The 26,843-nt window shown below is 62.8% G+C and carries 23 protein-coding genes and 1 pseudogene; 10 read left to right on the top strand and 14 right to left on the bottom strand.

What is annotated here, in order from left to right:
• Positions 1 to 15: 15 nt before the first annotated feature.
• The 6 genes from HX811_RS07345 to HX811_RS07320 are packed head-to-tail and all read right to left on the bottom strand — an operon-like array spanning position 16 to position 6,085.
• Positions 16 to 384: a Na+/H+ antiporter subunit G gene (locus HX811_RS07345; RefSeq protein ID WP_177045385.1), complete on the bottom strand. Its 369-nt coding sequence runs from the start codon at positions 382 to 384 to the stop codon at positions 16 to 18.
• Positions 381 to 659, bottom strand: coding sequence for a K+/H+ antiporter subunit F (locus HX811_RS07340; RefSeq protein WP_003211751.1), 279 nt, complete (start codon positions 657 to 659; stop codon positions 381 to 383). Before HX811_RS07340 ends, HX811_RS07345 begins: the two co-directional genes overlap by 4 nt.
• Positions 656 to 1,144: a Na+/H+ antiporter subunit E gene (locus tag HX811_RS07335; RefSeq protein ID WP_003211750.1), complete on the bottom strand. Its 489-nt coding sequence runs from the start codon at positions 1,142 to 1,144 to the stop codon at positions 656 to 658. Before HX811_RS07335 ends, HX811_RS07340 begins: the two co-directional genes overlap by 4 nt.
• Entirely contained in the window at positions 1,141 to 2,823 is a 1,683-nt protein-coding gene (locus HX811_RS07330) for a monovalent cation/H+ antiporter subunit D (RefSeq protein ID WP_177045383.1), read from the bottom strand. Before HX811_RS07330 ends, HX811_RS07335 begins: the two co-directional genes overlap by 4 nt.
• Positions 2,820 to 3,164, bottom strand: coding sequence for a Na+/H+ antiporter subunit C (locus HX811_RS07325; RefSeq protein WP_003192163.1), 345 nt, complete (start codon positions 3,162 to 3,164; stop codon positions 2,820 to 2,822). The genes HX811_RS07330 and HX811_RS07325 overlap by 4 nt, the downstream gene beginning before the upstream one ends.
• The gene (locus tag HX811_RS07320) at positions 3,164 to 6,085 is read right to left on the bottom strand and encodes a monovalent cation/H+ antiporter subunit A (protein WP_003211746.1); all 2,922 of its coding nucleotides are present in this window, start codon (positions 6,083 to 6,085) and stop codon (positions 3,164 to 3,166) included. Before HX811_RS07320 ends, HX811_RS07325 begins: the two co-directional genes overlap by 1 nt.
• Before the next feature lie 186 nt (positions 6,086 to 6,271).
• Between HX811_RS07320 and HX811_RS07315 the strand changes: the two genes are divergently transcribed.
• On the top strand, positions 6,272 to 7,849 hold the full coding sequence (locus HX811_RS07315) for an ABC-F family ATP-binding cassette domain-containing protein (protein WP_177045381.1): 1,578 nt from the start codon (positions 6,272 to 6,274) through the stop codon (positions 7,847 to 7,849).
• A 6-nt stretch (positions 7,850 to 7,855) separates the two neighbouring features.
• On the opposite strand, the gene HX811_RS07310 is transcribed toward HX811_RS07315, so the two are convergent.
• The gene (locus HX811_RS07310) at positions 7,856 to 8,776 is read right to left on the bottom strand and encodes a DMT family transporter (protein WP_008432448.1); all 921 of its coding nucleotides are present in this window, start codon (positions 8,774 to 8,776) and stop codon (positions 7,856 to 7,858) included.
• Between the two features lie 92 nt (positions 8,777 to 8,868).
• Here HX811_RS07310 and HX811_RS07305 point away from each other — a divergent pair, with 92 nt between their 5' ends.
• The 6 genes and pseudogenes from HX811_RS07305 to HX811_RS07280 all read left to right on the top strand — a co-directional run bounded on the left by HX811_RS07305 (position 8,869) and on the right by HX811_RS07280 (position 14,769).
• Complete coding sequence (locus HX811_RS07305) at positions 8,869 to 9,432, top strand: XRE family transcriptional regulator (protein WP_177045379.1); 564 nt, start codon at positions 8,869 to 8,871, stop codon at positions 9,430 to 9,432.
• A 154-nt stretch (positions 9,433 to 9,586) separates the two neighbouring features.
• Complete coding sequence (locus HX811_RS07300) at positions 9,587 to 10,783, top strand: SfnB family sulfur acquisition oxidoreductase (RefSeq protein WP_177045376.1); 1,197 nt, start codon at positions 9,587 to 9,589, stop codon at positions 10,781 to 10,783.
• A 12-nt stretch (positions 10,784 to 10,795) separates the two neighbouring features.
• A complete protein-coding gene (locus HX811_RS07295) occupies positions 10,796 to 11,137 on the top strand; it encodes a hypothetical protein (RefSeq protein WP_003211737.1) in 342 nt (113 codons plus the stop codon).
• Entirely contained in the window at positions 11,137 to 12,552 is a 1,416-nt protein-coding gene (locus HX811_RS07290) for an LLM class flavin-dependent oxidoreductase (RefSeq protein ID WP_003211735.1), read from the top strand. Before HX811_RS07295 ends, HX811_RS07290 begins: the two co-directional genes overlap by 1 nt.
• 124 nt (positions 12,553 to 12,676) lie before the next feature.
• Positions 12,677 to 13,258: pseudogene (locus HX811_RS07285) on the top strand (AMP-binding protein); the annotation flags it as partial.
• Positions 13,259 to 13,350: 92 nt separating this feature from the next.
• A complete protein-coding gene (locus HX811_RS07280) occupies positions 13,351 to 14,769 on the top strand; it encodes an FAD/NAD(P)-binding protein (RefSeq protein ID WP_177045373.1) in 1,419 nt (472 codons plus the stop codon).
• Between the two features lie 103 nt (positions 14,770 to 14,872).
• Here HX811_RS07280 and HX811_RS07275 read toward each other — a convergent pair whose 3' ends face one another.
• Genes HX811_RS07275 through HX811_RS07260 form a run of 4 tightly spaced genes read right to left on the bottom strand, consistent with a single transcriptional unit; the run spans position 14,873 to position 19,505 of the window.
• Positions 14,873 to 16,138 (bottom strand): efflux RND transporter periplasmic adaptor subunit, encoded by a 1,266-nt coding sequence (locus HX811_RS07275; protein WP_177045372.1) that lies wholly within the window; start codon positions 16,136 to 16,138, stop codon positions 14,873 to 14,875.
• The gene (locus HX811_RS07270; RefSeq protein WP_008432459.1) at positions 16,128 to 17,609 is read right to left on the bottom strand and encodes a TolC family protein; all 1,482 of its coding nucleotides are present in this window, start codon (positions 17,607 to 17,609) and stop codon (positions 16,128 to 16,130) included. The genes HX811_RS07275 and HX811_RS07270 overlap by 11 nt, the downstream gene beginning before the upstream one ends.
• Positions 17,602 to 18,801 carry an ABC transporter permease gene (locus HX811_RS07265; RefSeq protein WP_177045371.1) on the bottom strand — a complete coding sequence of 400 codons (1,200 nt, stop codon included), beginning with the start codon at positions 18,799 to 18,801 and terminating at the stop codon, positions 17,602 to 17,604. Before HX811_RS07265 ends, HX811_RS07270 begins: the two co-directional genes overlap by 8 nt.
• Positions 18,798 to 19,505 (bottom strand): ABC transporter ATP-binding protein, encoded by a 708-nt coding sequence (locus tag HX811_RS07260; protein ID WP_177045370.1) that lies wholly within the window; start codon positions 19,503 to 19,505, stop codon positions 18,798 to 18,800. The genes HX811_RS07265 and HX811_RS07260 overlap by 4 nt, the downstream gene beginning before the upstream one ends.
• Before the next feature lie 363 nt (positions 19,506 to 19,868).
• On the opposite strand from HX811_RS07260, the gene HX811_RS07255 reads away from it, so the two are divergent.
• On the top strand, positions 19,869 to 20,621 hold the full coding sequence (locus HX811_RS07255; RefSeq protein ID WP_003211721.1) for a TetR/AcrR family transcriptional regulator: 753 nt from the start codon (positions 19,869 to 19,871) through the stop codon (positions 20,619 to 20,621).
• Between the two features lie 230 nt (positions 20,622 to 20,851).
• Here HX811_RS07255 and HX811_RS07250 read toward each other — a convergent pair whose 3' ends face one another.
• Positions 20,852 to 21,697, bottom strand: a complete 846-nt coding sequence (locus HX811_RS07250) for an alpha/beta fold hydrolase (RefSeq protein ID WP_177045369.1) — start codon at positions 21,695 to 21,697, stop codon at positions 20,852 to 20,854.
• Between the two features lie 105 nt (positions 21,698 to 21,802).
• On the opposite strand from HX811_RS07250, the gene HX811_RS07245 reads away from it, so the two are divergent.
• The gene (locus HX811_RS07245; protein WP_177045368.1) at positions 21,803 to 22,666 is read left to right on the top strand and encodes a LysR family transcriptional regulator; all 864 of its coding nucleotides are present in this window, start codon (positions 21,803 to 21,805) and stop codon (positions 22,664 to 22,666) included.
• Here HX811_RS07245 and HX811_RS07240 read toward each other — a convergent pair whose 3' ends face one another.
• Positions 22,667 to 23,728 (bottom strand): FUSC family protein, encoded by a 1,062-nt coding sequence (locus HX811_RS07240; RefSeq protein ID WP_003211716.1) that lies wholly within the window; start codon positions 23,726 to 23,728, stop codon positions 22,667 to 22,669. It abuts the gene before it with no gap.
• Between the two features lie 154 nt (positions 23,729 to 23,882).
• Entirely contained in the window at positions 23,883 to 25,508 is a 1,626-nt protein-coding gene (locus HX811_RS07235; protein WP_102369501.1) for an NADP-dependent glyceraldehyde-3-phosphate dehydrogenase, read from the bottom strand.
• Positions 25,509 to 25,667: 159 nt separating this feature from the next.
• Between HX811_RS07235 and HX811_RS07230 the strand changes: the two genes are divergently transcribed.
• Positions 25,668 to 26,528, top strand: coding sequence for a Dyp-type peroxidase (locus HX811_RS07230; protein WP_177045366.1), 861 nt, complete (start codon positions 25,668 to 25,670; stop codon positions 26,526 to 26,528).
• Positions 26,529 to 26,843 lie beyond the last annotated feature (315 nt).

Genomic DNA, 26,843 nt, shown 5'->3' with positions numbered 1-26,843 from the left:
CGGCGCCTGTGGGGATCAGCTGCCGCTGTCAGTGCGACGGCTGCTGACTTCAGCCGGCACATCATCCCCGGCCATGCGCTTGCGGAACAACGCGGTGCGTGCCAGCAGCAATGTGGTCACCGGCACTGTGATCGACAGCAAGATCGGGATCAACCAACCGTGCAACACCGGCCCGGACTTGAGCACCGAAAAGTAGATGATCGAGGCCAGCGCCACACACCAGGCGCCCAAGGTCGAGGCCAGCGCCGGCGGGTGCATGCGCTGGAAAAAGTTCTTCATCCGCAACAACCCAATCGCTCCAATCAGCGCAAACAGGCTGCTCAGCACCAGCAATACTGCGACGATCACCTCAACCCACAGCGGCAACACATCGACATTGATCATTCGATCACCTCCCCACGCAGCAGGAATTTCGCCAGGGCAAACGACCCCACAAAGCCAAACAGCGCAATCAACAGCGCCGCTTCAAAATACGTGTCACTGGCATACCGAATACCCAGCACCAGCATCATCAGCATGGCCAGGATGTACAGGTAATCCAGCGCCAGCACCCGGTCCTGGGCCGACGGGCCTTTGAACAGGCGCACCAGGGTCAGCACCATGGCCAGGGAGAACAGGAACAGGCTGAACAGGATCGCATTGGAGAGCAGGGCGCTCATTCGAAGATCTCCATCAGGGGCCGTTCGTAGGCGTGTTTGAAGTGCTCGATAAACTGCGCTTCGTCATCCAGGTCGAACACGTGGATCAGCAGGACGCTGCGGTCCAGGGCCAGTTCCGACCATACGGTGCCCGGCGTCACGCTGGTGATCATCGCCAGCACGGCCAGGCCGTTGGCATCCCGCAGGTCCAGGGGGATCTTGATAAAGCGCGAACGCGGTGGGCGAGAGCCGCAGGTCAGGATGCCCCAGGCCACGGCGAGGTTGGAGATGATCACGTCACGCCCCACCAGGAAGAACAAACGGATGATCACCCCCGGGCGGCGGATGCGAATCGGCAGCGGGCGCAGCGGCGCCATCATCAGCGGTGCGGCAAAGCCGAGGATTGCCCCCAGCAGCAGATTGCCGGGGCTGACGGACAGGTTCAGCACCAGCCACAACAACCACAATGCCAGTGACAGCCACGGGGCAGGGAACAGGCGCTTCATGGCTGCACCTCCAGGGCGGCGGCCTTGGCTTCAGGGCTCGGCACCGGACGCGTCGCCATGACCGCCATCACATAGTGTTCCGGGTTGTTCAGGCTCTCGGCGGCCGCCTGGGTATAGCGCATCAGCGGCTCGGCCTTGAACGTCAGGGCGATGCTCAGGCCCAGCAGGAAGAAAATCGGCACGCATTCGAAGCGGCGCAGCAGCGGCGATGGACGTTCTTCCGGGGTCCAGAAGCGCTGGATGCCGAGGCGGGCGAAGGCGATCAGCGAAGCCAGGCCGGAGAAGATCAGCAGTGCCACCAGGCCCCAGGCGGCCGGACGCACCGGTTCGTCGATGGCATTGCCCAGGCCCAACGGGTTGATCAAGGCGCTGAGCAGGCTGAGCTTGCCGATAAACCCGGACAGCGGCGGCATGCCGATGATCAGCAGGGCGCAGGCGATAAAACTCAGGCCGAGGAACGCGACCGTCCAGGGAATCACCTGGCCGACCACGGCTTTCTGTTCATCGTCGAGGTTGGTGCCGGGCGGTGGATGCAGGGATTCCATGGCCTTGGGCAGGGCCTCGATTTCATCGTCCAGGGGCATGTCGTTGGCCGAGCGCGAACGCTCGATCAATTCGGCCAGCAGGAACAGCGCACTCAGCGCCAGGGTGGAGCTGACCAGATAAAACAGCGCCCCGGCGGTCAGGCTTGGCTGGGCAAAACCCACCGCCGACAGCAGGATCCCGGCGGACACCAGGATGCTCAGGCTGGCCATGCGTTCCAGGCGTTGCGCCGCGATCATCGCCAGCGCCGCGCAGACGATGGTTGCCATGCCGCCGTAGATCAGCCAGTCGCCGCCAAACAGTGCCGAGGCACCCGCCTGGCCGGAGAACAGCAGGTTCCACAGACGCAGCACGGTGTACACGCCGACCTTGGTCATGATCGCAAACATCGCCGCCACTGGCGCACTGGCCGAGGAGTAGGCAGGCGCCAGCCAGAAGTTCAGCGGCCACATCCCGGCCTTGGCCAGGAAGGCGACGGCGAGGATGCCCGCACCGGCATGCAGCAGGCCGCGATCGGCTTCCGGCACCAGGGGGATTTTCAGTGCCAGGTCGGCAAAGTTCAGGGTACCGGTGACGCCATAGATCAGCGCCGCGCCAATCAGGAACAAGGTCGAGGCCAGCAGGTTGATCGAGATGTAATGCAACCCCGCCGACACCCGCGCCCGGCCGGAACCGTGGAGCATCAGGCCGTAGGACGCCGCCAGCAGCACCTCGAAAAACACGAACAGGTTGAACAGGTCGGCGGTCAGGAAGGCGCCATACAGGCCCATCAACTGAATCTGGAACAGCGCATGGAAACTGGTGCCGGCCCGATCCCAACGGGCCATGGCGAACAGCAGGGCGCTGACGCCAATGATCCCGGTGAGCACCAGCATCATCGCCGAGAGTTGGTCCACCACCAGCACGATGCCGAACGGCACCTGCCAGTTGCCCGGCAGGTACACACCGATGGAGCCGGGGCCGCCTTTCTGGGTCCAGTACAGCAACAGCACGGCGATGCCCAGGCCCACCATGCTGGAGAACAGGTTGATCCGCGCCTTGAGCGGGCGGTGCTTCTCGCCGAGCATCAGCATCAGCGCGGCGGTCAGCAACGGCAGCAGGATCGGCGCGATGATCAGTTGATTCATCCAGGTCATTCCTTGGGCTCCCGGCCGTCCACATGGTCAGTGCCGGTCAGGCCCCGGGATGCCAGCAGCACCACCAGGAACAGTGCGGTCATGGCGAAGCTGATCACGATTGCCGTCAGCACCAGGGCCTGGGGCAGCGGATCGGTGTAGTTGAGCAAGTCTTGCGGCACGCCATCCTTGATGATCGGCTCCTTGCCGATAAACAGGCTGCCCATGCTGAAGATGAACAGGTTGACCCCGTAGGAGAGCAGGCACAGGCCCATCACCACCTGGAACGTCCGTGGCCGCAGGATCAGCCAGACGCCGGAGGCCGCCAGGACCCCAATGGCAATTGCGATGACTTCTTCCATCAGGCGGCTCCTCCTGGGCTGGCAACGGCTTTCGCCTGGTTACTGGGTTTATGGGCGCGCACCGATTGGTGGCCGAGGGCGGTGAGCATCAGCAAGGTCGAGCCGACCACCATGGCGTACACACCGACGTCGAAGAACAGCGCGCTGGCGACGTGGATGTCCCCCAGCACCGGCAGGCTGAAGTGCCAGGTGTGCGTGGTGAGGAACGGGTAGCCGGCGAGCAGTGCGCCCAGCCCGGTCAGGGTTGCCGACAACAAGCCAAAACCCATCCAGCGCATCGGCCGCAGGCTCATCTGCGCCTCGACCCACTGGGTACCGGCGACCATGTATTGCAGGATGAACGCGACGGACATCACCAGACCGGCGACAAACCCGCCGCCCGGTTGGTTGTGCCCACGCATGAACAGGTAGAACGAGACAACCAGGGCAATCGGCAGCAGCAGGCGCACCAGCACCGCCGGCACCATCATGAAGCCCAGGGCGGTGTCGCTGGCCTGGCGCGGGTTGATCAGGTCGGTGGCCACGTCGGGTGCCAGTTGGCGCTGTTGCGCGGGCAATTCCATGCTTTCCTTCGACGGGCGGAAGCGGCGCAGCAGGGCGTAGACGGTCAGCGCCACGGCGCCGAGCACGGTGATTTCCCCGAGGGTGTCGAAGCCCCGGAAGTCCACGAGCATCACGTTCACCACATTGCTGCCACCGCCTTCGGGCAGGGCACGGCTGAGGTAGAACGAGGAGATGTCGTTGGGGGTCTGGCGGGTCAGCATCGCGTAGGAGAGCAGCGCCATGCCGCCACCGACCACGGTGGACAGGAGGAAGTCCCGCAGGCGGCGGATGCGTGCCTTGCGCAGCGAGCTGGGCAGTGGGGAAACTTCTTCGATCCGCCGTGGCAGCCAGCGCAGGCCCAGCAGGATCAGCACGGTGGTGACCACTTCCACCACCAGTTGCGTCAGCGCCAGGTCTGGCGCCGAGAACCAGACGAAGGTCACGCAGGTCACCATTCCGCACACGCTGACCATGGTCAGGGCTGCCAGCCGGTGGTACTTGGCTTGCCAGGCGGCGCCCAGGGCGCAGGCGATTGCCAGCAGCCACAGGGTGACGAACACGATGGAGCCCGGGATCTTCGGCCGGTCGCCCCAACTGATGCCGCTGTAGAGCATCGGGATCAACCCGGCGATCACCGCCGCCAGCACCAGCAGGAACAGCTGGGTTTGCAGGCGTTTGGTGCTGATGCGTTTTTCGATCTTGCGCACCCCGCGCATCATCACCACAAGGCAGCGCTCGAAGCCGCGCTTGCCATTGAAGTAGCTGATGATCGGCGGGTATTTGAAGCGGCCCAACTTGAGTTGCTTGCGCAGCAGCAGATAGAGCACCACGCCGCCGGACATGGCCACCAGGCTCATGATCATCGGCGCGTTCCAGCCGTGCCAGATGGCGAGGCTGTATTCCGGCAGTTCGCCGCCGACCACCGGCAGGGCCGCTGCGGCGAGGATCGAACCGACCACCTGGGCCGGGAAAATCCCCACCAGCAGGCAGGTAAACACCAGCAACTCCACCGGCGCACGCATCCAGCGTGGCGGCTCGTGCGGGGTGTGGGGCAGGTTGGTGGCCTTGGGGCCGAAGAACACATCCACGGTAAAGCGCAGGGCATAGGCCACGCTGAAGGTACCGGCGATGGTGGCGATGACCGGCAGGGCGATTTCCACCCAGGCGGTGGCGGAGATGAACACGGTCTCGGCGAAGAACATTTCCTTGGACAGGAAGCCGTTGAGCAGCGGCACGCCTGCCATGGACGCACTGGCGACCATCGCCAGGGTGGCGGTAAACGGAATCAGCTTGAACAGGCCGCTGAGCTTGCGGATGTCACGGGTGCCGCTTTCGTGGTCGATGATCCCCGCCGCCATGAACAGCGACGCCTTGAAAGTGGCGTGGTTAAGGATATGGAATACGGCGGCGACAGCGGCCAGCGGGCTGTTGAGGCCCAGCAGCAAGGTGATCAGCCCGAGGTGGCTGATGGTGGAGTAGGCCAGCAGGCCCTTGAGATCGTTCTGGAACATGGCGCAATAAGCGCCGAGCAGCAGGGTAATGGCACCGGCACCGCCGACAATCCAGAACCACTCTTCGCTGCCGGACAGCGACGGCCACAGGCGGGCCAGCAGGAACACGCCGGCCTTCACCATCGTTGCCGAGTGCAGGTAGGCCGACACCGGCGTCGGTGCAGCCATGGCGTGGGGCAGCCAGAAGTGGAAGGGGAATTGCGCGCTTTTGCTCAGGGCGCCGATCAGCACCAGGGCGAGCATGATCGGGTACAACGAATGGGCACGGATCTGATCACCGGCAGCCAGGACCTGGTCCAGGTCGTAGCTGCCGACGATATGCCCGAGCAGCATCACCCCCGCCAGCAGGCACAAGCCGCCCGCGCCGGTGACCATCAGCGCCATATAGGCGCCACGCCGGGCATCGGCGCGGTGGTGCCAGTAGCCGATCAGCAGGAACGAGAACAGGCTGGTGAGTTCCCAGAAAAACACGATCTGGATCAGGTTGCCGGAGATCACCAGGCCAAGCATCGCACCCATGAAGGCCAGGAAAAACGCGAAGAAGCGCGGCACCGGGTCTTCCGGCGACATGTAATACCGGGCGTACAGCGACACCAGGGTCCCGATGCCCAGCACCAGCATCGAGAACAACCAGGCAAAACCGTCCATGCGCAATACGAAGTTCAGCCCGAGGCTGGGCAACCACATGAATTCTTCACGTATCACGCCACCGTGGGCGATCTGGGGGTAGAGCAGGGCGACTTGAACCGTCCCGACCAGGGCCACAAGGCCGGCCAGCAGGGACTCTGTGTTGCGTGCGTTGTGCGGCAGCAAGGCCGCCAGACAGCTGCCGATAAAAGGCAGAAGCAGTAGAACTATCAGGGACATAGGCTTCTAATCTGCGGGAGTTTGGGATGCATCATACGTGCCGGAATCTTGATCACCAAACGGCAAGATGTGGCATGATCCTACAAGGTAGGCTGAAAAAGGCTGTTTGGCATTGTTTCAATGCCTGTATCCAGGGAAGGTATGCTGTTCAAAGGTTTTTTTCAGCCTGTTGCATAAGGACGTGTGATGACCCAGCGATTGCTCCACCTTGACCATGTCGCCTACAGCCTGCCGGATGGACGCAGCCTGTTCGATAACCTGAACCATGCCTTCAGCGCCCGGGCGACCGGCCTTGTGGGGGCCAACGGGACTGGCAAGTCCTTGCTGGGCGCAATGCTCGCGGGCACCCTGCAGCCCACCCGCGGGCATGTACGCCGTGAGGGCAGTGTGTACGCGGTGACGCAACTGCTGGAGCCCGAACACTATCCCAGCGTGGCGGCGCTGGCGGGTGTCGACCAAGTGCTGGCAGCGTTGGCGCGCATCGCCGAGGGCAGCGTGGACGAACACGACCATGCACTGGCTGTTGATCAATGGGATTGCGCGCCTCGACTGGCGGCGGCCCTGGAGCAAATCGGCCTGGGGCACTTGACTGCCGACTCGCCAACCGCGGCCCTCAGTGGCGGCGAACGCCAGCGCGTCGCTTTGCTGGGCGCCTGGTTGTCGAGGGCAGACTGGTTGATCCTCGATGAGCCCAGCAACCACCTGGACATTGATCAGCAGCACAAGCTTGCCCAGCAGATTGATCGGTGGCCCGGCGGCCTGGTGCTGATCAGCCATGATCGTGGGTTGCTGGAGCACATGGATGAGATTGTCGAACTGTCGCCCAAGGGCTTGGCGGTGTACGGCGGTAATTACAGCCACTATGCGGCGACACGAGAGCAGGAGCAGCAGGCGTTCCAGTCGGCGTTGCAGGGGGAGCGCGCGCACGCCAAACGTGAGCAGCGTGAAGCGGTCATCCAGATGGAGCGTCAGCAGCGCCGCAATGCCCGGGGCGACCGCCAGGCCCGGGATGGCAACCAGACCAAACTGATCACCAACGCCCAGAAAGAGCGCAGTGAAAACAGCCAGGGCAAGTTGCGCCTCAACCAGCAGCTGGCGCGTGAGCAGCAACAGCAGCGGATCGCCGAGGCGCGTGCGCGGTGTGCGCCCGAGATCCAGCGCATGATGCTGTCGCCGGAAAGCGTGGTGCCCCAGGGCAAGCTGGTGCTGCAGTTGAACGACGTGGTGTTGCCGTTTGGCAGTCCGGCACCGATCAATCTGACCCTGACCGGCCCGATGCGCATGGCAATCGTGGGGGCCAATGGCAGTGGCAAGTCGACCCTGCTGCGGGTGATTGCCGGCCAGTTGCCGGTGGCTGCCGGTGAGTTGGCGCGCAGTTGCCATATCGGCTGGCTGGACCAACACGCCGGGCTGGAGCACCCCGAGCGCACGGCGGTGCAATGGCTTTATGAAAGTAATCCGCTACTGGCGGAAAGCGAAGCGCGTACCCGGCTGGCGCAAATGGGCATCGATGCCGACCGGGCGGTCCTCGATACGCGCCAACTGAGCGGCGGCGAGCGTCTGAAAATTGCCCTGGCCGCACAGCTCTACGCCGAGCATCCGCCACAATTGTTGTTGCTGGACGAACCCGACAACCATCTGGATTTGCCCAGCCGGATTGCCCTGGAGCAAATGCTCAATCAGTACCAGGGCGCGCTGATCGTGGTGTCCCATGACGAGGCGTTCTTGCAGGCCATCAACCTGGACGGTGAGTTGCGCCTCTGAGGCCGTTCAACCCTGGTTTTCATGTTCCAGTTCGGCCTGGGGCTCGGCGAGCCGCTGCCGGCGGGTTTTCATCTCACTGACAATCACCGCCGCCACGATCAACGCCGCGCCCACCATGGCAATCGGTGGGAACCGCTCCCCGGCAATCCGCCCGACGACGCCGGCCCACACCGGCTCCCCGGCATAAATCAGCGTGGCGCGAGTCGGTGAGACGCTTTTCTGCGCCCAGTTCATCGCCACCTGAATCACCGCGCTGGTCAGCCCCAGGCCCACCGCGCTGAACAGCAGCAACCAGGAAAACCCCGGCAGCGCCTCGCCCATCGGCACCACCATCAGGAACGACAGCACCGACGCCGTGGCCAGTTGCACCACCGTTACCCGGCGTACATCGACCTGCCCGGCAAAGGCGCTGATCAGGATGATCTCGGCGGCAATTGCTACCGCACCGATCAACGTGGCGATTTCACCGGGGCTGAAATTCAATGATGCCCCGGCCGGGCCGGTCAGCAGCATCAGCCCGGTAAACGCGAGCATGATGCCGATGCTCGGCATCAACCCCGGCCGCCGTCCCAGTACCAGCCATTGCAGCAGCGGCACGAATGGCACATACAGCGCAGTAATAAATGCCGATTGGCTGCTCAGGATCGTCTGCAAGCCAATGGTCTGCAAACCGTAGCCGAACATGATCGCCACACCGATAAAGCAGCCAGCCTTCAATTCAAACAGCGTCAGGTTCCGCAGGCTGCGGAATGAGAACGCCCCGACGATGAGCGCCGCTGCAGCAAAACGCAGGCCGACGAAAAACATCGGGCCGCTGACCGCCATGGCGTGCTGCACCAGCAAAAAGGTGCCGCCCCAAAACATGGTGATCACCACCAATACACATTCGGCTTTGCTGAAACGGGAAAACAATGGGGAGGTGGTCATGGCGGCTCGGTCTTGCACAGGAAGGGCGCGGACCGCACAATGCGCCGCAAGCTGGGCAGTATACTGCGCAACCCCACCCTGTGAGCAATATAGTGCACAAAGAAAATCCGCAACGGGCCTCGGTCCTGCAACACGTCAGCCAGAACGTTCGGCGCCTGCGCCATGCGGCTGAGTTGAGCCAGACGGCGCTGTCCGAAAAATCCGGCGTCAGCCGGCGCATGCTGGTGGCAATCGAGGCGGGGGAGAAAAACGTCAGCCTGTCGACCCTCGACCGGGTGGCCGAAGCCCTGGACGTGGCCTTCAGCGACTTGATCCAGGCCCCGGATGCCGCTGATCACAGCCGTATCAACGAACTGGCCTGGGCCGGTGACATCCCCGGCAGCAAAGCCGTGCTGCTGGCCAAGGCCACCGCGCGTCGCGAGGTGGAACTATGGGAGATGCGCCTGGAGCCCGGCGATCGCTACATGCCTGAACCGGACCCCGAGGGTTGGAGCGTGCAGTTGTTTGTGTTCGAAGGCACGCTGACGCTGGTGCTGGGGGATGAGGAGAAACACGTCGCCACCGGTGAGTTCCTGATGTTCGCCAGCCGCTACCTTCACGCCTATCGCAATGACGGCGACGTGGCGGTGCGGTTTGTGCGCAACGTGGTGATTTAACTGTTGGCAGCGCAACAGTGGTTGGACACTTTGCTGTTTTGACCCGCCAACGATTTCCCTGATATACCGGCAACCCGCTGATTTCATTGCACATTGCATTCGGGCACGACTCCTGCAATCACTCCAGTATCTCTCTGGAGCCTGGAGTCGGCCCATGTCAGCCCAACCCCTACAACCTGCCCACATCATCCGTTCGGACGCCGAGGCCATTGCGGTTGCCACCGAGTTGGCCAAGCGTTTTGCCGTGGACGCCGGCGTGCGCGACCGCGAGCGACGCCTGCCGGTGGCCGAGCTGGACGAATTCTCTGCCAGTGGCCTGTGGGGCATCACCATTCCCAAGGCCTACGGCGGCGCGGGAGTGTCCTATGTGACGGTGGCCGAGGTGATCAAGCTGATCTCCGCCGCCGACCCGTCCCTGGGGCAGATTCCGCAGAACCACCTGGGCGTCGTCGACATCCTCCTGCAAACCGCCAGCGAGGAGCAAAAGCAGCACTACTTCGCCAAGGTCCTGCAGGGCTATCGGTTCGGCAATGCCTTCTCCGAAGCCAAGAGCAAGAACGCCGGCACGTTTGACACACAAGTGCGCTTCGACGGCGACAGTGCGTACATCAACGGCGAGAAGTTCTACTGCACCGGCGCACTGTTCGCCCATATCGTGCCGACGGTGGGCGTCAACGAAAAGGACCAGGCGTTCATCGCCTTTGTCGAACGGGACGCGCCGGGCCTGCAAGTGATCGACAGCTGGGACGGCTTCGGCCAGCGCACCACCGCCAGCGGCGGCGTGACCCTCGACGGGGTGAAGGTGCCGCTGAGTGCGGTGATCCCCGCGCACCAGGCCTTCGACCAACCCACCGCCAACGGCCCGATTTCGCAGATCATCCAGGCGGCCGTCGACACCGGCATCGCCCTCGGGGCCCTGGAACAAGCCAAGATTCATGCACGCCAGGCCCGGCCCTGGATCGACAGCCAGCAGGATCACGGCTGGCAAGACCCGTTCACCATCGCCGCCATCGGCGACCTGGAATGGCGGGTCCACGGCACCGAAGCGATCCTCGCCAAGGCCGGCATTGCCGTCGACCAGGCCCTGGCCAACCCCAACGAAGACACCGTGGCCAATGCCTCGTTGGTCGTCGCCCAGGCCAAAGTGCTGTCGGCGGAAACCGCCTTGCTCGCCAGCAGCAAACTCTTCGAACTGGCCGGCACCCGCTCGGTGTCCGGCAAGCACAACCTCGACCGCTTCTGGCGCAACGCACGTACCCACACCCTGCACGACCCGGCCCGCTGGAAATACCACCTGATCGGCAACTTCGTGCTCAACGGCGTCAAGCCCGCACGCCATGCCTGGAACTGAGGAGCTGCATCCATGACCGCACTGAATCAGGCGCGCCAACTGCTGGAAAGCACCCGGCGCTTTGTCGAGAAAAGTGATGACCCCTACGTGATCAGCCGCTTTGGCGATTTGCAGATTCGCGTGGAGGTAGCGGCTGCTTTGTTTGAACGTGCCGAAACCCACCCAGGCCCGGTGGCCCTCACAGAAGCCCAGATAGCGGCTGCCGAGGCCCTCATCGCTGTCAGCAACGCCGAATTCGAACTCACCGGCCAGCGTACTGCGCTGCCGCCGACCCTTGATGATCCCCTGCGCTGGAAATACCAGATTGTCGGCAACTACCACCTCAACGGTGTCGCCCCCCGGAGTAACGTTTAATGCCTCGTGAAATCCGTTTGAATGCCTTCGACATGAACTGTGTCGGCCACCAGTCGCCGGGCCTGTGGGCCCACCCGCGTGACCGCTCATGGCAGTACAAGGACCTGGAATACTGGACCGACCTGGCAAAAATTCTCGAGCGCGGCAAGTTCGACGGCCTGTTCATCGCCGACGTGCTGGGCATCTACGACGTCTATAACGGCAACGGTGACGCAGCGATTCGCCAGGCGACCCAAGTGCCGGTCAACGACCCGCTGTCGCTGATCGCCCCCATGGCGCTGGTCACCGAACACCTGGGTTTTGGCCTCACCGCTTCACTGTCCTTCGAACACCCGTACCCGTTCGCCCGGCGCCTTTCCACCCTCGACCACCTGACCAAGGGCCGCGTCGGCTGGAACATCGTCACCTCGTACCTGGAAAGCGGCGCGAAGAACCTCGGCCAGAAAGCCCAGACCGAACACGATGCGCGCTACGACTACGCCGAGGAATACCTGGAGGTTTGCTACAAGCTCTGGGAAGGCAGCTGGGAAGAGGGCGCGGTGTTGCGCGACCGCGAACGGCGGATCTTCAGCGACCCGAGCAAGATCCACGAGATCCGCCACGTCGGCAAACACTTTCAGGTGCCCGGCATTCACCTGTGCGAACCGTCGCCACAACGCACGCCGGTGCTGTACCAGGCCGGGGCGTCGAGCCGTGGCAAACAGTTCGCCGCCGAACAGGCCGAATGCGTGTTCGTTGCCGCACCGTCGAAAGTGCTGCTGAAGAAAACCGTTGCCGATATCCGCCGCCGTGCGGCCGAGGCGGGGCGTGACCCGAAGAAAATCCTGATCTTCAACTTGCAGACGGTGATCGTTGGCGAGACCGATGCCAAGGCCAAGGCCAAATTCGACGAATACAAATCCTATGTCAGCTACGAAGGCGCGATGGCCCTGATCTCCGGCTGGACCGGCATCGACTTCAGCCAGTTCAAGCCCGATGAACCCCTCAAGCATGTGCATACCAACGCCATTCAATCGGCGGTGGAAGCCTTCTCCACTGCCGACCCGAACAAGGTCTGGACCCCGAATGAACTGGCAGACTGGGTCGGCATCGGCGGCTTCGGCCCGTTGTTCGTCGGCGGCCCGGAAACCGTGGCCGATCTGTTGCAGGAATGGGTTGAAGAGACCGATGTGGACGGCTTCAACCTGGCCTATGCACTGACCCACGAGACCTTTATCGACGCGGTCGAGTTGCTGGTGCCCGAGTTGCAGAAGCGCGGCGTGTACAAGACCGAATATGCCCAGGGCACCCTGCGGGAGAAATTGTTTGGGGACGGCGCGCGGTTGGCGGACAACCATCCGGGGGCCAGCTATCGTGATTTGTCGGGTGTACATAAAACAAATGTGGGAGCGGGCTTGCTCGCGAATGCGGACTGACATTCAGCATTGATGTTGCCTGACGCACCGTTTTCGCGAGCGAGTCGAGCCGTCCCACCGCCGCCCACATAAATCCGGCCAGCGGACCACCGCATGCTTGTTTCACCAATAGGAGCATCACCCTATGAGCGTGCATGAACTTGAACTTGCGCTGGATGTGGAATGGCCCGCCGAACGGGTCACGGTGTTGCCCGAGGCGTTGGCGCAGTTGCGCCATTGGGCACAAGTGACCCCGTTGCACAGCGCCCTGCGCCACAAACGTGACGGCCAGTGGTATGCCTGGCGCTGGATCGATGCGTTGCGGGATGTCGAGCGCCTGGCTGATGGCTTGCGTCAGCAGGGCTTTACCGAGCAGTCGCGGCTGGCCCTCAGCGGTGCCTTCGAACCCGGCCTATTGCTGCTGGCCCTGGCCGCCCAGGTGATCGGTGGCCAGATCCTGACCCTGGCGGATGACCTCGAGGCCGCTGCCCTGCAGCAACAAGTGTGGCGCATCCGGCCTACCCACGCGTATGTCCCTGGGCTCCAGCCGTTGGCGATGGTGCGACGGATCGACCCTGTGGACACCTCACAACGGCTCTGTCGCTGGTGGCAGCCTTCGGGCAAGACCGAATTGTGGAGCGGGGAAAGCACCCATTGGCAAGGCGGCCTGGCGACGGTGCTGGAGCAATGGCTGATTAGCGGCCAGAGCCTGGGCTTCCCGCAGTCGGGCTGAACTAGGCGTCCCGGGTGGATGTGCTGGATACTGCACGGGGCGATTTTTACCACAACCATTCAGGCAGACAGTAAGGGCGCAATTTCATGAGTGAAACCGAACGCGGACAGGCGACGAGCGCCATTCGCAACGCCGATGTGCTGATTGTCGGCGGCGGCCTCAGCGGGACGATGCTGGCGGTGCAGTTGCTGCGCCTGCCGGGCACGCGGCAGATCCTGGTGATCGAGCCGCGCCAGGAACTGGGGCGCGGCGAGGCCTACAGTGCGGTAGAGCTTGGGCACACCTTGAACGGCAATGCCGCGCGCATGAGCGTCGACCCGGACAACGCGGATGACCTGACCCAGTGGCTGACCGCCTACATTGCCGGCGGCGGCTGGCCCGAGTCGGACCAGCAGCACGTGCCCATCAGCGAACTGTTTCCGCCCCGCGGGATTTTTGGCCTGTACGCGCAGCAGCGGCTGGCCGAGGCCAAGGCGATTTCCGCGTCGACCGTCGAGCACATTCGCGCCGAGGTGACAGACCTTGAGGTGGATGAACACGCCACGCGGCTGACCTTGAGCGACGGCCAGCAACTGCGCGGTGCCTGTGCGGTATTGGCCACTGGCATGTTCCCGGCGGCACGCACGCCACAGACCGAATCCAGCGGCTTGAATGCCGCTGCCGTCGACCCGTGGGATGTACCGGCCATGACCCAACTGGACCCGCAATCCACCGTGCTGATCATCGGTTCCGGGCTGACCATGGTGGACGCCGTGGTGTCCCTGGAACAGGCCGGTCATCGCGGGCCCATCGAGATTTTTTCGCGCCACGGCCTGTTGCCCCATGTCCGTCGGCAGCCGCCGGGCTGGGTCGACTTCCTGGGAGAAGACCACAGCCTTCGCAGCCCCCGGCAATTGCTGCGGGAGGTGCGGCGCCAATGCCGGCTCGCGCTGGCGGAGGGGATTGACTGGCAAGCGCCGCTGGACACCGTGCGTGCCAACATCGGGCGGTTGTGGAGCCAGGCCAGCGAGGGCGAGAAACGTCAGTTCGTGCGGCATGTGCGGCCCTGGTGGGAAAGCCACCACCACCGTTCGCCGCCGTTGAGTGCCGAGTTGGTGGCGCGGTTGCATGGGGAAGGGCGGCTGCGGATCCGGGCGGCTTCGTACAAGGGGCTGGTGCCTTCGCAAGGTGAGGTGACGATCCGCCTGCGTCATCGTGGAGAGCAGGACGTGGTGCAGGTGTCGGGGGCGGCGCTGATCAACTCCAGCGGGATTGAATATGACTGGCGGCGCGTGGCCCGGCCGTTGCCCCGGCAGTTGCTCAAGCGCGGGCTGATTCAGCCCGGGCCGTTGGCGTTGGGGATTGCGGCGGATGTGTCGGGGGCGGTGCTGGATGCCCACGGGAATGTCAGCCAGCGGCTGTTTGCCATGGGCCCGCCGTTGCGCGGGATGTGGTGGGAAAGTACCGCAGTGACGGATGTCGCGATTCAGGCCAAGGCGCTGGCCGCGAGGTTGGCACACCTCTGAATCTAATGTGGGAGCTGGCTTGCCTGCGATAGCGGTGGGTCAGCTGCATCTTTATCAACTGAGAGATTGCTATCGCAGGCAAGCCAGCGCCTACAGGTCGGGTTCATGGACCGACCTTCACAAACCCGGGCTTCAACCCAAACACTTCAACCCCCTGGGCCGTCGACTGCCCGGTGGTCACCGTCACCCGCTCCACCGGTTTATCCATCGCTGCCCGATATTCCACCGTCATCACCCCATCCCCGCGACTGATCGCCTGGGCCGGTACGACAATCGCCTGGTCATTGTTGTACGTCACAATGGTCAACCGCGCGCTCATCCCCAACCTTACCCGCTGCAACTGTTGCGGGGTCAGCTTGGGAATCGACAGGGTCACCGGAAACTGCGCGCTACCCTGGCTGTCGCTGGTAATCGCCAGGCCACTGACCACGCTGACCGACCCCGTCAGCCGTTCCCCATCAAACCCGTCGCCCATCACCTCCACCGCCTGCCCCTGGTGCAACTGGTTGATGTCCAGTTCCGACACCTTGGCGACGATTTTCAGTTTCTCGATGTTCGCCAGTCCAAACAGCACCTGGCCCTGGTTGACCTTGCTCCCGGCCTGCACCGGCGCGTTATTGCTCCCGCTGCCCTGGGTCGATGAGTTACTGCCCGGCGCCGGCACCACAATGCCGGAGAACGGGGCCTTGACTTCCTTGCCGTCGAGCAGGGTATGCAGGGCGTCATATTTCACGGTGGCGTTGGTCAGCTCCATATCGGCGATCTGCCGGTATTCGCCCTTGCCTTGTTCAACTGTCTGTTGCAGCTCAGCGCGGGCGGCCGTCAGGTCGAGTTGTTGCTGGGTGGCCTGCTGTTTCAGGTCGTCGAGTTCGTTGCGCGGGATGATGCCGCGCTTGAACAGGTTTTCGCTTTCGGTGAGTTTGCGCTGGGTGTTGCTGGCGGTCATTTCGGCAGTGCGCAGGGTGCGGCGGGCGCGCCCGACTTGCTGGCCGCTGTCCCAGTCCTGCATTTCCTGCACCGTGCGCCGGGCCTTGAGCTGGGCGGAGAGGGCGTCGCGCAGTTGCACTTCGAGGGTGGCCGGGTCCATGCGCAGCAGCACCTGCCCGGCCTCGACCCGCTGGCCCTGTTCCACCAGGTTGGCCTGCACATTACCGTCGAACGGCGCGGTGAGGGTGATGGTGGTGTCAGGCTCGATCTTGCCCACCAGGCCGATCTGATGCACCAGCGGGTCGACCTTCACCGCCAGCCACTGCTCGGCGTTGCCGGGCTGGTTGGCGGCCGGGCTTTGACGGCTGAGCAGCGAAATGCCGACGCCAGCCACCAGCACAATCAACACGGCGCCCAACAGGCGCTTCTTATTAGTAGTCATTGAGGGCGATTTCCCAACTTTCCAGCGTCATGCCCAAGGTCAAGTCGAGCTGAGTCTGGGCGTTCAAATAGGCAATCAGCGCGTTGAGCCGCGAGTTCTCGGCGTTGCGCAGGTCGGTTTCGAAACTCAATACCTGGAAGTTCGTGGAGCGCCCGGCGCTGAGTTTTTCCCGTTCGATTTCGATCTTGCGCTTGGACAACTCTACCGCCCGCTGGGAAATTTCATACTGGCGCCAGCGAGTGCCCAGGTCGCGCACCACATCGTTGACGTCGCGCTCCAGTTGCTGGCGGGCGTCGGCGATGATGATCTCCTGGTTTTCCACATCGACCCGCGCGTGCACCTCGGCCTGGCGAGTGCTGATGTCGCCGATGGGAATCTGCACCTGCACGCCCGCGTAGCTGTCCCAGCGCCGGTTGCTGTTGTAGCCGTTATCGTCATTGGTGGCGGCCCGAATCTGGTTGGCACCGGCCACCAGGTCCACTTGCCAGCGGCCGGAGTCCTTGGCGATCACCAGGTTGAGGTCGGCCTGCTGGCTGCCGAGCAGGGTGGCGAGGTATTCCGGCTGCTGGTTCTGCGCCAGCACGAAAGCCTGGCGTTTATCGATGTCCATGGGCCTGGCTTCAAGGGCCTCGGTGGCGCGGATCGGTGTCGACAGGTCGAGGGCCAGCAGGCGCAGCAGGGCCAGGCGGCTGGTGTCCAGTTGGTTCTGGGCTTCTTCCACCCCCAGTTGCTGGGTGGCGATATCGGCTTCGGTCTGCACAATCTCGAACTCGGCCATGCGCCCGGCACTGATCAGTGCCTTGTTCACTTCAAGCAAAGTGCCGGAGCGCTTGAGGGCGTCCTGCACGATGCTCAGTTGTTCCTGGGCCCGCAGCAACTCGCGGTAGGTGGCGATGATGTTGCTGATGGTTTGCGCCACGTTGGCCTTGAGGTTCAGGCGGTTGGCCTGTTCCGACAGGCGTGACAGGCGCAGCGGGGCGGTGGTGGCGTCCCAGCCGGCACCGCGCATCAGCGGTTGGATCAGCGACAGGTCGAGGCCGTCGCTGCGGTAGCGTCCGGCGCGATCGGCGTTGTTCAGTTGTTGGGTCCAGTTCATGCTCAGGCGCGTGCCGTACTCACCGAGCAAGGTGGCATTGGGCGCGAGGTTAGCGTTGCGGGAGCTGTCTTCAGTGCCTTTGGTCGTGCGGTAGTAGCTGTTCAGGGTCAGCTTGGGGTTGAACGTGTCTTCAGCCACCCGCAGGTCGAATTTCTGCGCCACCCGTTGCAGGTACGCGCTGCGAATCGCCGGGTTGTTGCGCAGGCCCAGGTACACCGCATCCCCCAGGGTCAGGGTGGTGGACTGGGCATTCAGCGACACGCTGCGTTCATAGCCACTGCGGGTGGTACTGGGTGCGGAGGGGCGAATCACCACGTCGGCGGCCACGCTGTGCAGGCTTACCAAGGCGGTCAACAACAGCAGCCGTTTATTCATCGCGCAGGGCCTCCACCGGCTGCAGCCGCGAGGCCGACACCGCCGGATAGATTCCGAAAAACAGCCCCACCAGCAACGTGCTGCCGACCCCGAGCGGCAGCGCGGCTACCGCCAGGGAAAACTGCCAGCCGGACAGCCTGGCATACAGGTACGCGGCGGTCATGCCCAGTACCGCGCCGCATACCGCACCCACGGCGGTCAGGGTCACGGCTTCCAGCAGGAACAGGTTGCGAATGTCGCGCTGGCGCGCCCCGAGGGCCATGCGAATCCCGATTTCCCGGCGCCGTTCCGAGACGTTCATCAGCATCACGTTCATCACGCCGACGCCGCCGCCCACCAGGGAGATCGCGCCCAGGGCCAGCAGCAGGTAGGCGAAGGTCCGGCTTTGGCGGGTCATGCCATCGATCATTTGCTGGGGTACCTGAATGTCGACATCGTGGTCGGTGAGCTGGGCTCGCAGTGCCACGGCTGAGTCCTGGGCGAGGCGTTCCATATCCTGGCCGGGGGTGGCACGGATGATCACGTTGCCGATTTGCGGGCTGGCGTAGATCCGGCGCATGCCCGGGGCGGGGACGAACAGCGATTCGTTGGCCTGTACGGGAATCAGCATTGCCCGGGGCTGGCTGTGCAGAATGCCCACGATCAGGAACAGGTAATCGTTGATACGTACCCGGTCGCCCAGTTGCAGCGGGTCGCCGGGCACGCTCAAGGCCTGGACGACCTGGTCACCGACGACCGCATAGGTTTCCCCAGCATCGAAACTCGACAGGAAGCGCCCGTCGCGCACCGACAGGCGCATGGCATCCTTGAGGTCCGGCGTACTGCCAACGAGGCTTGCGTTCCAGGTACGGCCATGGAACACCACCGGCCCGCTGAACAGCGAGACCGTACCGATATGGGCAATGCCGGGAACGCTGCGGCGCACGGCTTCCAGGTCCAGGCTGGCGGGCATTTGCGCAGTGCTGGCCCCCCTGGGCGGGAATTGCGCCACCAGGGTGTCGGTGCCCATGTCCTTGAAAATCATCGCCGCGTCTTCGGCGGCGTTGTGCCCGATATTGATCAGCGCCACCACCGAGGAACTGCCGATGACGATGCCCAGCAAGGCCAGGATCGAGCGCTTGCCCAGGGTGCGCAGGCTGACAAACGCCTCGTGCAGCAATTGGCTCAGGCTTTGTTCGACCCGCAGGCTCATAGGCGCCCGGCCTCTTGCACCACGCCATTGCGCACCAGGATCTTGCGATTCAGGCGTTCGGCAATGTGCGGGTCGTGGGTGACGATGATCAGCGTCACCTGCTGCTCGCGGTTGAGCGCCAGCAACAGGTCCATGATCTCCTGGGCGGTGGTGCTGTCGAGGTTGCCGGTGGGTTCGTCGGCGAGGATCACCGACGGGTTGCCGACCAATGCCCGGGCGATGGCGACCCGTTGGCGCTGGCCGCCGGAAAGGTCGGCCGGGCGATGGTGGGCGCGCTCGGCCAGGCCCACCTGGTCGAGCATGCAAAGGGCCTGTTCCACCGAGTCGTGGCGTGACACGCCGCGGTAGCTCAGGGGCAGGGCGACGTTGTCCAGGGCACTGAGGCGTGGCAGCAGGTTGAAACTCTGGAAGACGAAACCGATCTGCTGATTGCGGATCGCGGCCAGTTGATCGGGGCTGGCGCTGAAGATGTCATGGCCGGCAAAGCGGTACTGGCCGCAGTCGGGCAAATCCAGCAGGCCGAGAATATTGAGCAGGGTACTTTTGCCGGAGCCGGAGGCGCCGAGGATGCCGCAGCTGTCACCGGTTTCGATGGCCAGGCATACATCATTGAGAATCGACAGGTGTTGACCGGCCAGCTGATAGCTTTTGCCGATGCCTTGCAAGGAGATAAAGCCTGGGTGCGCGGGGGTATCTGTCATCATGACTACGCCTGCAGCCTCGACAGCGCCGTGCTTCCCCCGAAAATCCTTGTAACAAGTTCAGGAGCTGCCTGGTACACGTCACGGACTGGTTTTATTTCTTGTTTTTAAAATATTGTTTGAATACTAACCGCGATCCAGCCGTTCCGCCAGCCATGGATATAGAGCGGTTTTACCCTTTGAAACGATTCTTCAAAGGGGCGTTTCAGGCGCCGGAAAAATCCATCAGCTACCCTCAACGAGCCCGTTGCTGTTGGCTTTGAATAGTATGGCGCAGTGTCACTACTTGCTTTCAGGCAGCGGCCCCGGTATAAAAAATCAAATTAATTTTTAAAACAATATTTCCGCAGTGGAACTCCAATCCTTATGGTCGCGAAGAAACTCAGCGCTCCAAACGTTACCAAGACCCGATTGCTGGATGCGACAGAGGCTCTTTTCATCAAATACGGCTATGACGCTGTTTTGTTGCGGCAGATAACCGAGAGGGCCCAGGTCAATCTCGCTGCGGTGAATTACCACTTCGGGGACAAGGACTCCCTGATGAAAACCCTGCTGATGCAGCGCCTGGAGCCACTCAACGAGCAGCGCCTGGAGTTGCTCGCCCGGTGCGAAGCCGAGTCCGACGGCCCGCTGGATTGCGACACCCTGCTCGGGGTGCTGTTCGCCCCGGCCATGGGCCTGGAACGCAGCGACCCGGCCAGCGGGGAAGGGCGTTCATTCATCCGGTTCCTGGGGCGGGTGTACAGCGACACGTCGCCGTTTATCCAGGAATACCTCAAGGTGCATTACCAGCCGGTGTTCCAGCGCTTCTTCGAAGCCTTCGCACTGGCGCTTCCGGACTTGCCGCGCAACGAGCTGGGGGTACGCCTGCAATTTGCCCTCAAGGCGATCTCCGGGGTGATGGCCGGTACCGAGCTGCGTTTGCTGATGAACTCCATGAGCCTGGGACGCCCGGCCACGGATGCCGAGGTCATGGCCAAGCTGATTACCCTGGTGTCGGCGGCGATTCGTGTGCCGCAGCAAAGTCCTGAAGCCGAAACGGCCCTGGCGCGGGTGCTCGATACCCAGCGCGCGATACGTGAGCAAGCGGCGTCGCCTGTCAACAAGGTGGCTCGTTGACCCATCAAGACCGGCTCGCAATGAGCCGGTTTGCTTCGACTCCTCTCTCCAGAAACCGTGTGGCCACTCAAATCCCGGGCAAAAAAAACCCGCTGGGGCGGCGGGTTTTTAACTACAACGTTTGTAACGGATGAGGCTTTACCCTACGTCTCTGGATGTGAATAAAACGTGAAAAATATGTAAGAGAAAGTGTGAAGTCTATTGGCTTGTGTAATCCCGACAAATGGCAGTCAGCGTTTACTGTGAACCTGGCCGATAAAGTCTACAAGGTACTCACTCACCCGTTCCGGCGCATCCTCCATCAGAAAGTGCCCGGCGTTTTCCACCACCTGCAGCACGGCCCCATGAATGTCGTTTCGCAGGCGATGTGCATAAGCCAGCGGCTGCCATTCATCTTCAGCGCCCCATAAAATCTGCACCGGCAAATCCATGCCCGGCAGGCGCTGCGCAAAATCGGCGGTATACCGCGAGTCGTAATGCGCCACCTGATGCTGGTAGAACGCTGGCTGACCGATCACGCCACTGATCGGCGCCAGGTATTCCTCCAGCAGCGCGCCCTGCATCACGCTCTTGTCGAACACCGCCATGGCCAGTTGTCGGATCATCAACGCGCGGTGTTCATCCGGTGCCATGCGTGCATGTTCGGCAAACCGCTGATGAATCCCGCGCCAAGTGGGCGATGGCCACGAGTCATAGCTGGGGGCGTCGGCGACCGTCAATGAGTGCACCCGCTGCGGGTGGTCAAGGGCAAACAGCAGCGCGTTGACGCCGCCGATGTCATGGCCCACCAGGTGCACGCGCTCGAGCCCCCAGTGGTCCAGCAAATCGCCGATCAAGCGGCTTTGCACTGCCACCGAAGTATCCCCCTGGAGTGGACGCTCCGAAGCGCCGAAACCCAACAGGTCAAACAAATGGACCTGCATGCCGGCGGCAGTCAGACGCGGCACCACCTTGCGCCAGATGATGGAATGGGCGGGCGTGCCGTGCAGCAACAGCACCGGCAGCCCCTCGCCATGGCGGCCAGTGGCGATGCGCCAACCGTTGATCAGTGCGGTTTCGTTAAGCAGGGCAGTCATGACAGGTCCTCGCGGTTGATTAAGGCTTTACCCTAAAGCCCGGCTGGTCATGACGCCAATGACAACTTAATCTCTGCTAATCCTGTTTTTGTCATAGGTCTGATCATGAACCAGCGACTGCCCATCGATGTGCTGCGTGCCCTGCAAACTGTGGTCGAAACCGGTAGTGTCACCCGGGCGGCCGAGCGTTTGAACCTCAGCCAGTCGGCGGTCAGCTGGAAGATCAAGCGCCTGGAGAAACAACTCGAGCGGCCGTTGATCCAGCGCGAGGGCCAGCGCCTGGTGGCCAGTGATGATGGCGCGCAGTTGCTCGTCCACGCCCGGCGCATCATCGAGGCCCACGACGCGGCGCTGGCGCATTTCAACCCGGTGCAGTTACAAGGCTCCATCCGCCTGGGCGCCACCGAACAGGTGCCGATGGCCGAGTTGTCGAACTTGCTCGGCCAGTTTTCCCGGCAACACCGCCAGCTGGATGTGCGAATTGTGGTGGAGCAGAGCCACGTGCTTCGCCAGGCCCTGGTGGACCGTGAGTTGGACCTGGCGCTGCACCAGGATTTCATCCCGCGTATCGAAGCGCGGGACCAATTGCTGTGGACCGAACAGGTGCACTGGTGCGCCCGGCGCGGCTGGCAGCCTGCGCCTGACGAATGCGTGCGGCTGATCACCTTCGGCCCCGGCTGTTTTTACCGGCAACTGGCCCAGGAACGCCTGAGCGCCTTGGGCATTCGCTGGCAGGTGGTGGTGGAATGCGGGTCGGTGGAGGGTGTGGTATCGGCCATCGCCGCCGGGTTGGGCATCGGCCTGCTCAGCAGTGACCATCTCGACAAGCGCGTGGAAGTGTATCGCCCCTTCGACCAGCGGATGCCGCTGCCCGAAGTGGCGAACGTGTTGCGCTTTGCCGAGGACAGCCCCGAGCCCCGGTTACAGGCGTTGCAGCAGCTGTTGATACAGGCGCTGCACCGGGGCTGATCAGATTTTCCAGTGGCTGGCGCTCTTGGCCAGGCGCTGGCGCATGGCGTCAATATTGGCTGCCAGTTGCAGAGTCAATAACCGGTAACCGTCCAACGCGTTGACCACCGGCACTTCAAAGGTCTGTTCGTGGGTCGGCGTGGTGCTCGGACGTTCCAGCCGGTCGGTGGCCCCGGATTGCAACGCCCGCGCCATCCCGATCAACTGCACCCGAATCTGCCGGTGCTCGGCTTTCAACGCCACCTGCATGCGCGCCAGGGCTTCCTTGTCCCGTGGGTCGGGGCGGGTGTTGCCGAGGATCTCCAGGGTGCTGATGCACATCCGCAAATGGCGCTGCAGGGTGTCCAGCTCGGTCATGGAAATCCGCACTTCCTTGGACACCGATGGCATCAGCGAGCGTAGTTGCAGCATCGCGGCGTTCAGGCGATTCAGCAGCTTGAGGTGTTCATCATCGGTGACCGATTGGCCGCTGATGATCCGGCTATAAATCGCCGCGCAATCGCGCAAGGCACTGGCCAGGTTGTAGCGCCAGGAATACACCGCATACAGCGGCAGGGCGAAGGAAAACGCCAGGGCCAGGACGATGCCGATCAGGATGTCGACCGTGCGCCACAACCCGTCCGATATCGGATTATCGCCATGGCCCGCAACGATAAATACGGTGATGGCTGACAGCAACGCGATGTATCCGCCCTTGCCGATGGCGTGATAGGAAAAGAACCCGCACACCACCGACATCAGCAAATAGGTCAAAAGTGGCTGCCCCAGATACGCCTGTTGCAGCACCAGCAGCAAACCGACGCTGGCGCCGATCAACGTGCCGTAGGCGCGCTCGACGGCTTTCTTGCCGATATTGCCGTGGTGCTGCAAACCGCCGATCACGATCAGCATCGTCACCGAGGCCCACTCACCATGGGGCAGGTTGATGCCGGTGGTGAGCAGGATCGTTGCGAGCAACCCAATGGAAACCCGCACCGCGTGGATCAACTTGGCGTGACGGTAGCGCCGATACGGGTCCAGCAACGGACGCAGCAAGCGGCGGGCGAAGAGAGGGAGATTCATTGGTATCAGGGTAACCTCGTTGTTCAGGCTTCACTCAGTTCCAATGTGGGAGCGGGCTTGCTCGCGAAGGCGGCGTGTCAGTCAATACATCCGGCGACTGAACCACCGCTTTCGCGAGCAAGCCCGCTCCCACATTTTTAGATCGGTGTCGGGCTCAGAAAATATAGTCAGTGGTCAGAAAGCTCGACGTGCGTTCCTGCAGGATGTCACTGACCAGTTCCTTGTTGCTCGCCTGGAACTTGGTCGCCACCAGGGTACGGATCGAAAACACCCGCAACGCATCATGTACCGACAGCGTGCCCTCGGCCGAGTTCTTGCGCCCGTTGAACGGGAAACTGTCCGGCCCGCGCTGGCACTGGGCATTGATGTTGATCCGGCCCACCTGGTTGGCGAACGCGTCCACCAGGCGCCCGACTTCCCTCGGGCTGGTGCCGAAGATACTCAGTTGCTGGCCGAAGTCCGACTCCAGCACGTAGTCGATCACCGTCTCCAGGTCGCGGTAAGGCACGATCGGCACCACCGGACCGAACTGCTCCTCGTGGTACACGCGCATCTGCGGGTTCACCGGGTACAGCACCGCCGGGTAGAAAAACGAGCCACGGCTGGCGCCGCCATTCTCGTTCACCACCTTGGCGCCGTGGGCCAGTGCGTCGGTCACCAGGCCGCCGAGGTAATCCACCTTGCCCTGCTCGGGCAGTGGCGTCAGCGACACACCGTCTTCCCACGGCATGCCAGGCTTGAGGGTCGCCAGCTTGCGGTTGAATTTCTCGATAAAGCTGTCGACCACATCCTCATGCACAAACAGGATTTTCAACGCGGTGCAACGCTGGCCGTTGAACGAGAGCGAACCGGTGACAGCTTCGTTGACCGCATTGTCCAGGTCGACCTGCGGCAGCACGATCCCGGGATTCTTTGCATCCAGGCCCAACGCCGCGCGTAGCCGGTGCGGTTTCGGGTGCAGTTTCTTCAAATCGCTGGCGGCCTTGTTGGTGCCGATAAACGCAAAGATATCGATCTTGCCGCTGGCCATCAGCGCGCTGACCGTCTCGCGACCGCTACCGTAGATCACGTTGATCACGCCGGCTGGGAAGCTGTCGCGGAACGCCTCCAGCAACGGGCGAATCAGCAGCACGCCGAGCTTGGCCGGCTTGAACACCACGGTGTTGCCCATGATCAGCGCCGGGATCAGCGTGGTGAAGGTCTCGTTCAGCGGGTAGTTGTAGGGGCCCATGCACAGTGCCACGCCCAGCGGCACCCGGCGGATCTGCCCCAGGGTGTCCTGTTCCAGCTCGAAGCGGCTGGAGCGGCGGTCGAGTTCCTTGAGGGCGTTGATGGTGTCGGTGATGTAGTCGCAAGTGCGGTCGAACTCTTTCTGCGAGTCCTTGAGGTTCTTGCCAATCTCCCACATCAGCAGCTTGACCACTGCGTCACGCTGTTCGCGCATACGCCGCAAAAACGCTTCGACATGCTGGATGCGATCCACCACGCGCATGGTCGGCCACGCGCCCTGGCCACGGTCGTAGGCGGCCACGGCAGCGTCGAGGGCGGTCAAGGCGGTGTCGGCGTCCAGCAGCGGGGTGCTGCCGATGATCACCGGCGTGTCACCGTCGGTGCCGCGCAACTGCACCGGGCTGCGTACTTCGGCCAAAGGGCCGTTCCACACATGCAACTGGCCGCCGACCAGGTAATCACGTTGTTCGATGGGCGCCGCGAGCCGGAATTGCTCGGGAATCTCGGCGGCAGTGGGAAACAGCTGGGCGAGCAGGTTGTCGGTGGTCATGTCGCTACCCCTGGAATGGTTGCAAAACGTGACTAGAGATTCACCCATCAACGCCCCGTGTGGCAAGGGCTAGACGCATTAACCCGCGAACCTTGGAAAACCTTGAGCACAACCTTGAGCTCGCCGGGTAAACTGCGCGGCTTTCTTGAAGGAGTTCACATGAGTCAGTACCAGCCGGGCATTCTTGCCGCACCGGTGCCGTTGCAGGCACGCCATCTGTTTTTTGCCATTGAGTCGCTGGATGCCGTGCCTGCCGCACTGGATGCGCTGGTGCAGTTGGTGGACGCCAGTGCGGTGGTCGGTTTTGGTGAGCCGCTGGTCAATGCCCTTGGCGCCCGGATTGACGGGTTGCGGGCGTTCCCTCATGTGAGCGGGCCGGGGGCGGAGAATCCGTCGACCCAGCAGGCGCTGTGGGTCTGGTTGCACGGTGTGGATCGCGGTGAGTTGCTGTTGCGCAGCCGGGCGTTCGAGAAGGCCCTGGCGCCGGGGTTTGGTCTGGTGCAGATGACCGAGGGGTTTCGCTACAAGACCGGGTTTGATCTGACCGACTATGAGGATGGCACTGAGAATCCGCATGATGATGCGGCGGTGGATGCGGCGGTGGCGCAGGGTGGTGCGAGCTTTGCGGCGATCCAGCAGTGGCAGCATGATCTGGATGGGTTTGCGGCGTTGCCGGCTCTGGAGCGGGACCACATTATTGGTCGGCGCCATGGTGATAACGAGGAGCTGGAGGACGCGCCGGAGTCGGCGCACACCAAGCGTACGGCTCAGGAGAGTTTTACCCCTGAGGCGTTTGTGGTGCGGCGGTCGATGCCTTGGGCCGAGAATGGTCAGGCGGGGTTGATGTTCCTGGCGTTTGGGCATTCGTTTGATGCGTTTGAAGCGCAACTGCGGCGGATGAGTGGGCTTGAGGATGGGATTGTTGATGGGTTGTATCGCATTAGCAAGCCGTTGACTGGGGGGTATTACTGGTGTCCGCCGGTGCGTGATGGGCGGTTGGATTTGAGCTTGGTGCGCTGAGGTTTTTTACGGAGTACATATCCGTTATTTGGGTAACGGCTGCCTATGGTTTCGCTCTTACAGCGAGTCACTTTGGAAAAGCCCCAAAGTAACCAAAGGGCTCTGCCCCGCCTGTCGGCACCTCGCTTAGGCTCGGTGTTCCCTCACTCCGGCGGCTAAACCGGCGTCCTGCCGGTTTACCCGCTCCGCACCACCTGCGTTCGGCCTCGGGCTTATTGGGGCAGTCAGAGCAAGATCAAAATCAAAAGCAAGAGCACAGCGGCCTCCCGGCCGGCTTGAGTGTTAAGAGCTACAGCAAAGACCAGAGCGAAAACA

The organism is Pseudomonas sp. F8002, from assembly GCF_013385495.1.
Lineage (GTDB): Bacteria > Pseudomonadota > Gammaproteobacteria > Pseudomonadales > Pseudomonadaceae > Aquipseudomonas.
This window is presented reverse-complemented; position numbering and strand designations above follow the sequence as displayed.

Bases quoted from the DNA above. Each gene is read 5' to 3' on its own strand.
- HX811_RS07345 (WP_177045385.1), bottom strand. From the start codon at position 384: ATGATCAATGTCGATGTGTTGCCGCTGTGGGTTGAGGTGATCGTCGCA.
- HX811_RS07340 (WP_003211751.1), bottom strand. From the start codon at position 659: ATGAGCGCCCTGCTCTCCAATGCGATCCTGTTCAGCCTGTTCCTGTTC.
- HX811_RS07335 (WP_003211750.1), bottom strand. From the start codon at position 1,144: ATGAAGCGCCTGTTCCCTGCCCCGTGGCTGTCACTGGCATTGTGGTTG.
- HX811_RS07330 (WP_177045383.1), bottom strand. From the start codon at position 2,823: ATGACCTGGATGAATCAACTGATCATCGCGCCGATCCTGCTGCCGTTG.
- HX811_RS07325 (WP_003192163.1), bottom strand. From the start codon at position 3,164: ATGGAAGAAGTCATCGCAATTGCCATTGGGGTCCTGGCGGCCTCCGGC.
- HX811_RS07320 (WP_003211746.1), bottom strand. From the start codon at position 6,085: ATGTCCCTGATAGTTCTACTGCTTCTGCCTTTTATCGGCAGCTGTCTG.
- HX811_RS07315 (WP_177045381.1), top strand. From the start codon at position 6,272: ATGACCCAGCGATTGCTCCACCTTGACCATGTCGCCTACAGCCTGCCG.
- HX811_RS07310 (WP_008432448.1), bottom strand. From the start codon at position 8,776: ATGACCACCTCCCCATTGTTTTCCCGTTTCAGCAAAGCCGAATGTGTA.
- HX811_RS07300 (WP_177045376.1), top strand. From the start codon at position 9,587: ATGTCAGCCCAACCCCTACAACCTGCCCACATCATCCGTTCGGACGCC.
- HX811_RS07295 (WP_003211737.1), top strand. From the start codon at position 10,796: ATGACCGCACTGAATCAGGCGCGCCAACTGCTGGAAAGCACCCGGCGC.
- HX811_RS07290 (WP_003211735.1), top strand. From the start codon at position 11,137: ATGCCTCGTGAAATCCGTTTGAATGCCTTCGACATGAACTGTGTCGGC.
- HX811_RS07280 (WP_177045373.1), top strand. From the start codon at position 13,351: ATGAGTGAAACCGAACGCGGACAGGCGACGAGCGCCATTCGCAACGCC.
- HX811_RS07275 (WP_177045372.1), bottom strand. From the start codon at position 16,138: ATGACTACTAATAAGAAGCGCCTGTTGGGCGCCGTGTTGATTGTGCTG.
- HX811_RS07270 (WP_008432459.1), bottom strand. From the start codon at position 17,609: ATGAATAAACGGCTGCTGTTGTTGACCGCCTTGGTAAGCCTGCACAGC.
- HX811_RS07265 (WP_177045371.1), bottom strand. From the start codon at position 18,801: ATGAGCCTGCGGGTCGAACAAAGCCTGAGCCAATTGCTGCACGAGGCG.
- HX811_RS07260 (WP_177045370.1), bottom strand. From the start codon at position 19,505: ATGATGACAGATACCCCCGCGCACCCAGGCTTTATCTCCTTGCAAGGC.
- HX811_RS07255 (WP_003211721.1), top strand. From the start codon at position 19,869: ATGGTCGCGAAGAAACTCAGCGCTCCAAACGTTACCAAGACCCGATTG.
- HX811_RS07250 (WP_177045369.1), bottom strand. From the start codon at position 21,697: ATGACTGCCCTGCTTAACGAAACCGCACTGATCAACGGTTGGCGCATC.
- HX811_RS07245 (WP_177045368.1), top strand. From the start codon at position 21,803: ATGAACCAGCGACTGCCCATCGATGTGCTGCGTGCCCTGCAAACTGTG.
- HX811_RS07240 (WP_003211716.1), bottom strand. From the start codon at position 23,728: ATGAATCTCCCTCTCTTCGCCCGCCGCTTGCTGCGTCCGTTGCTGGAC.
- HX811_RS07235 (WP_102369501.1), bottom strand. From the start codon at position 25,508: ATGACCACCGACAACCTGCTCGCCCAGCTGTTTCCCACTGCCGCCGAG.
- HX811_RS07230 (WP_177045366.1), top strand. From the start codon at position 25,668: ATGAGTCAGTACCAGCCGGGCATTCTTGCCGCACCGGTGCCGTTGCAG.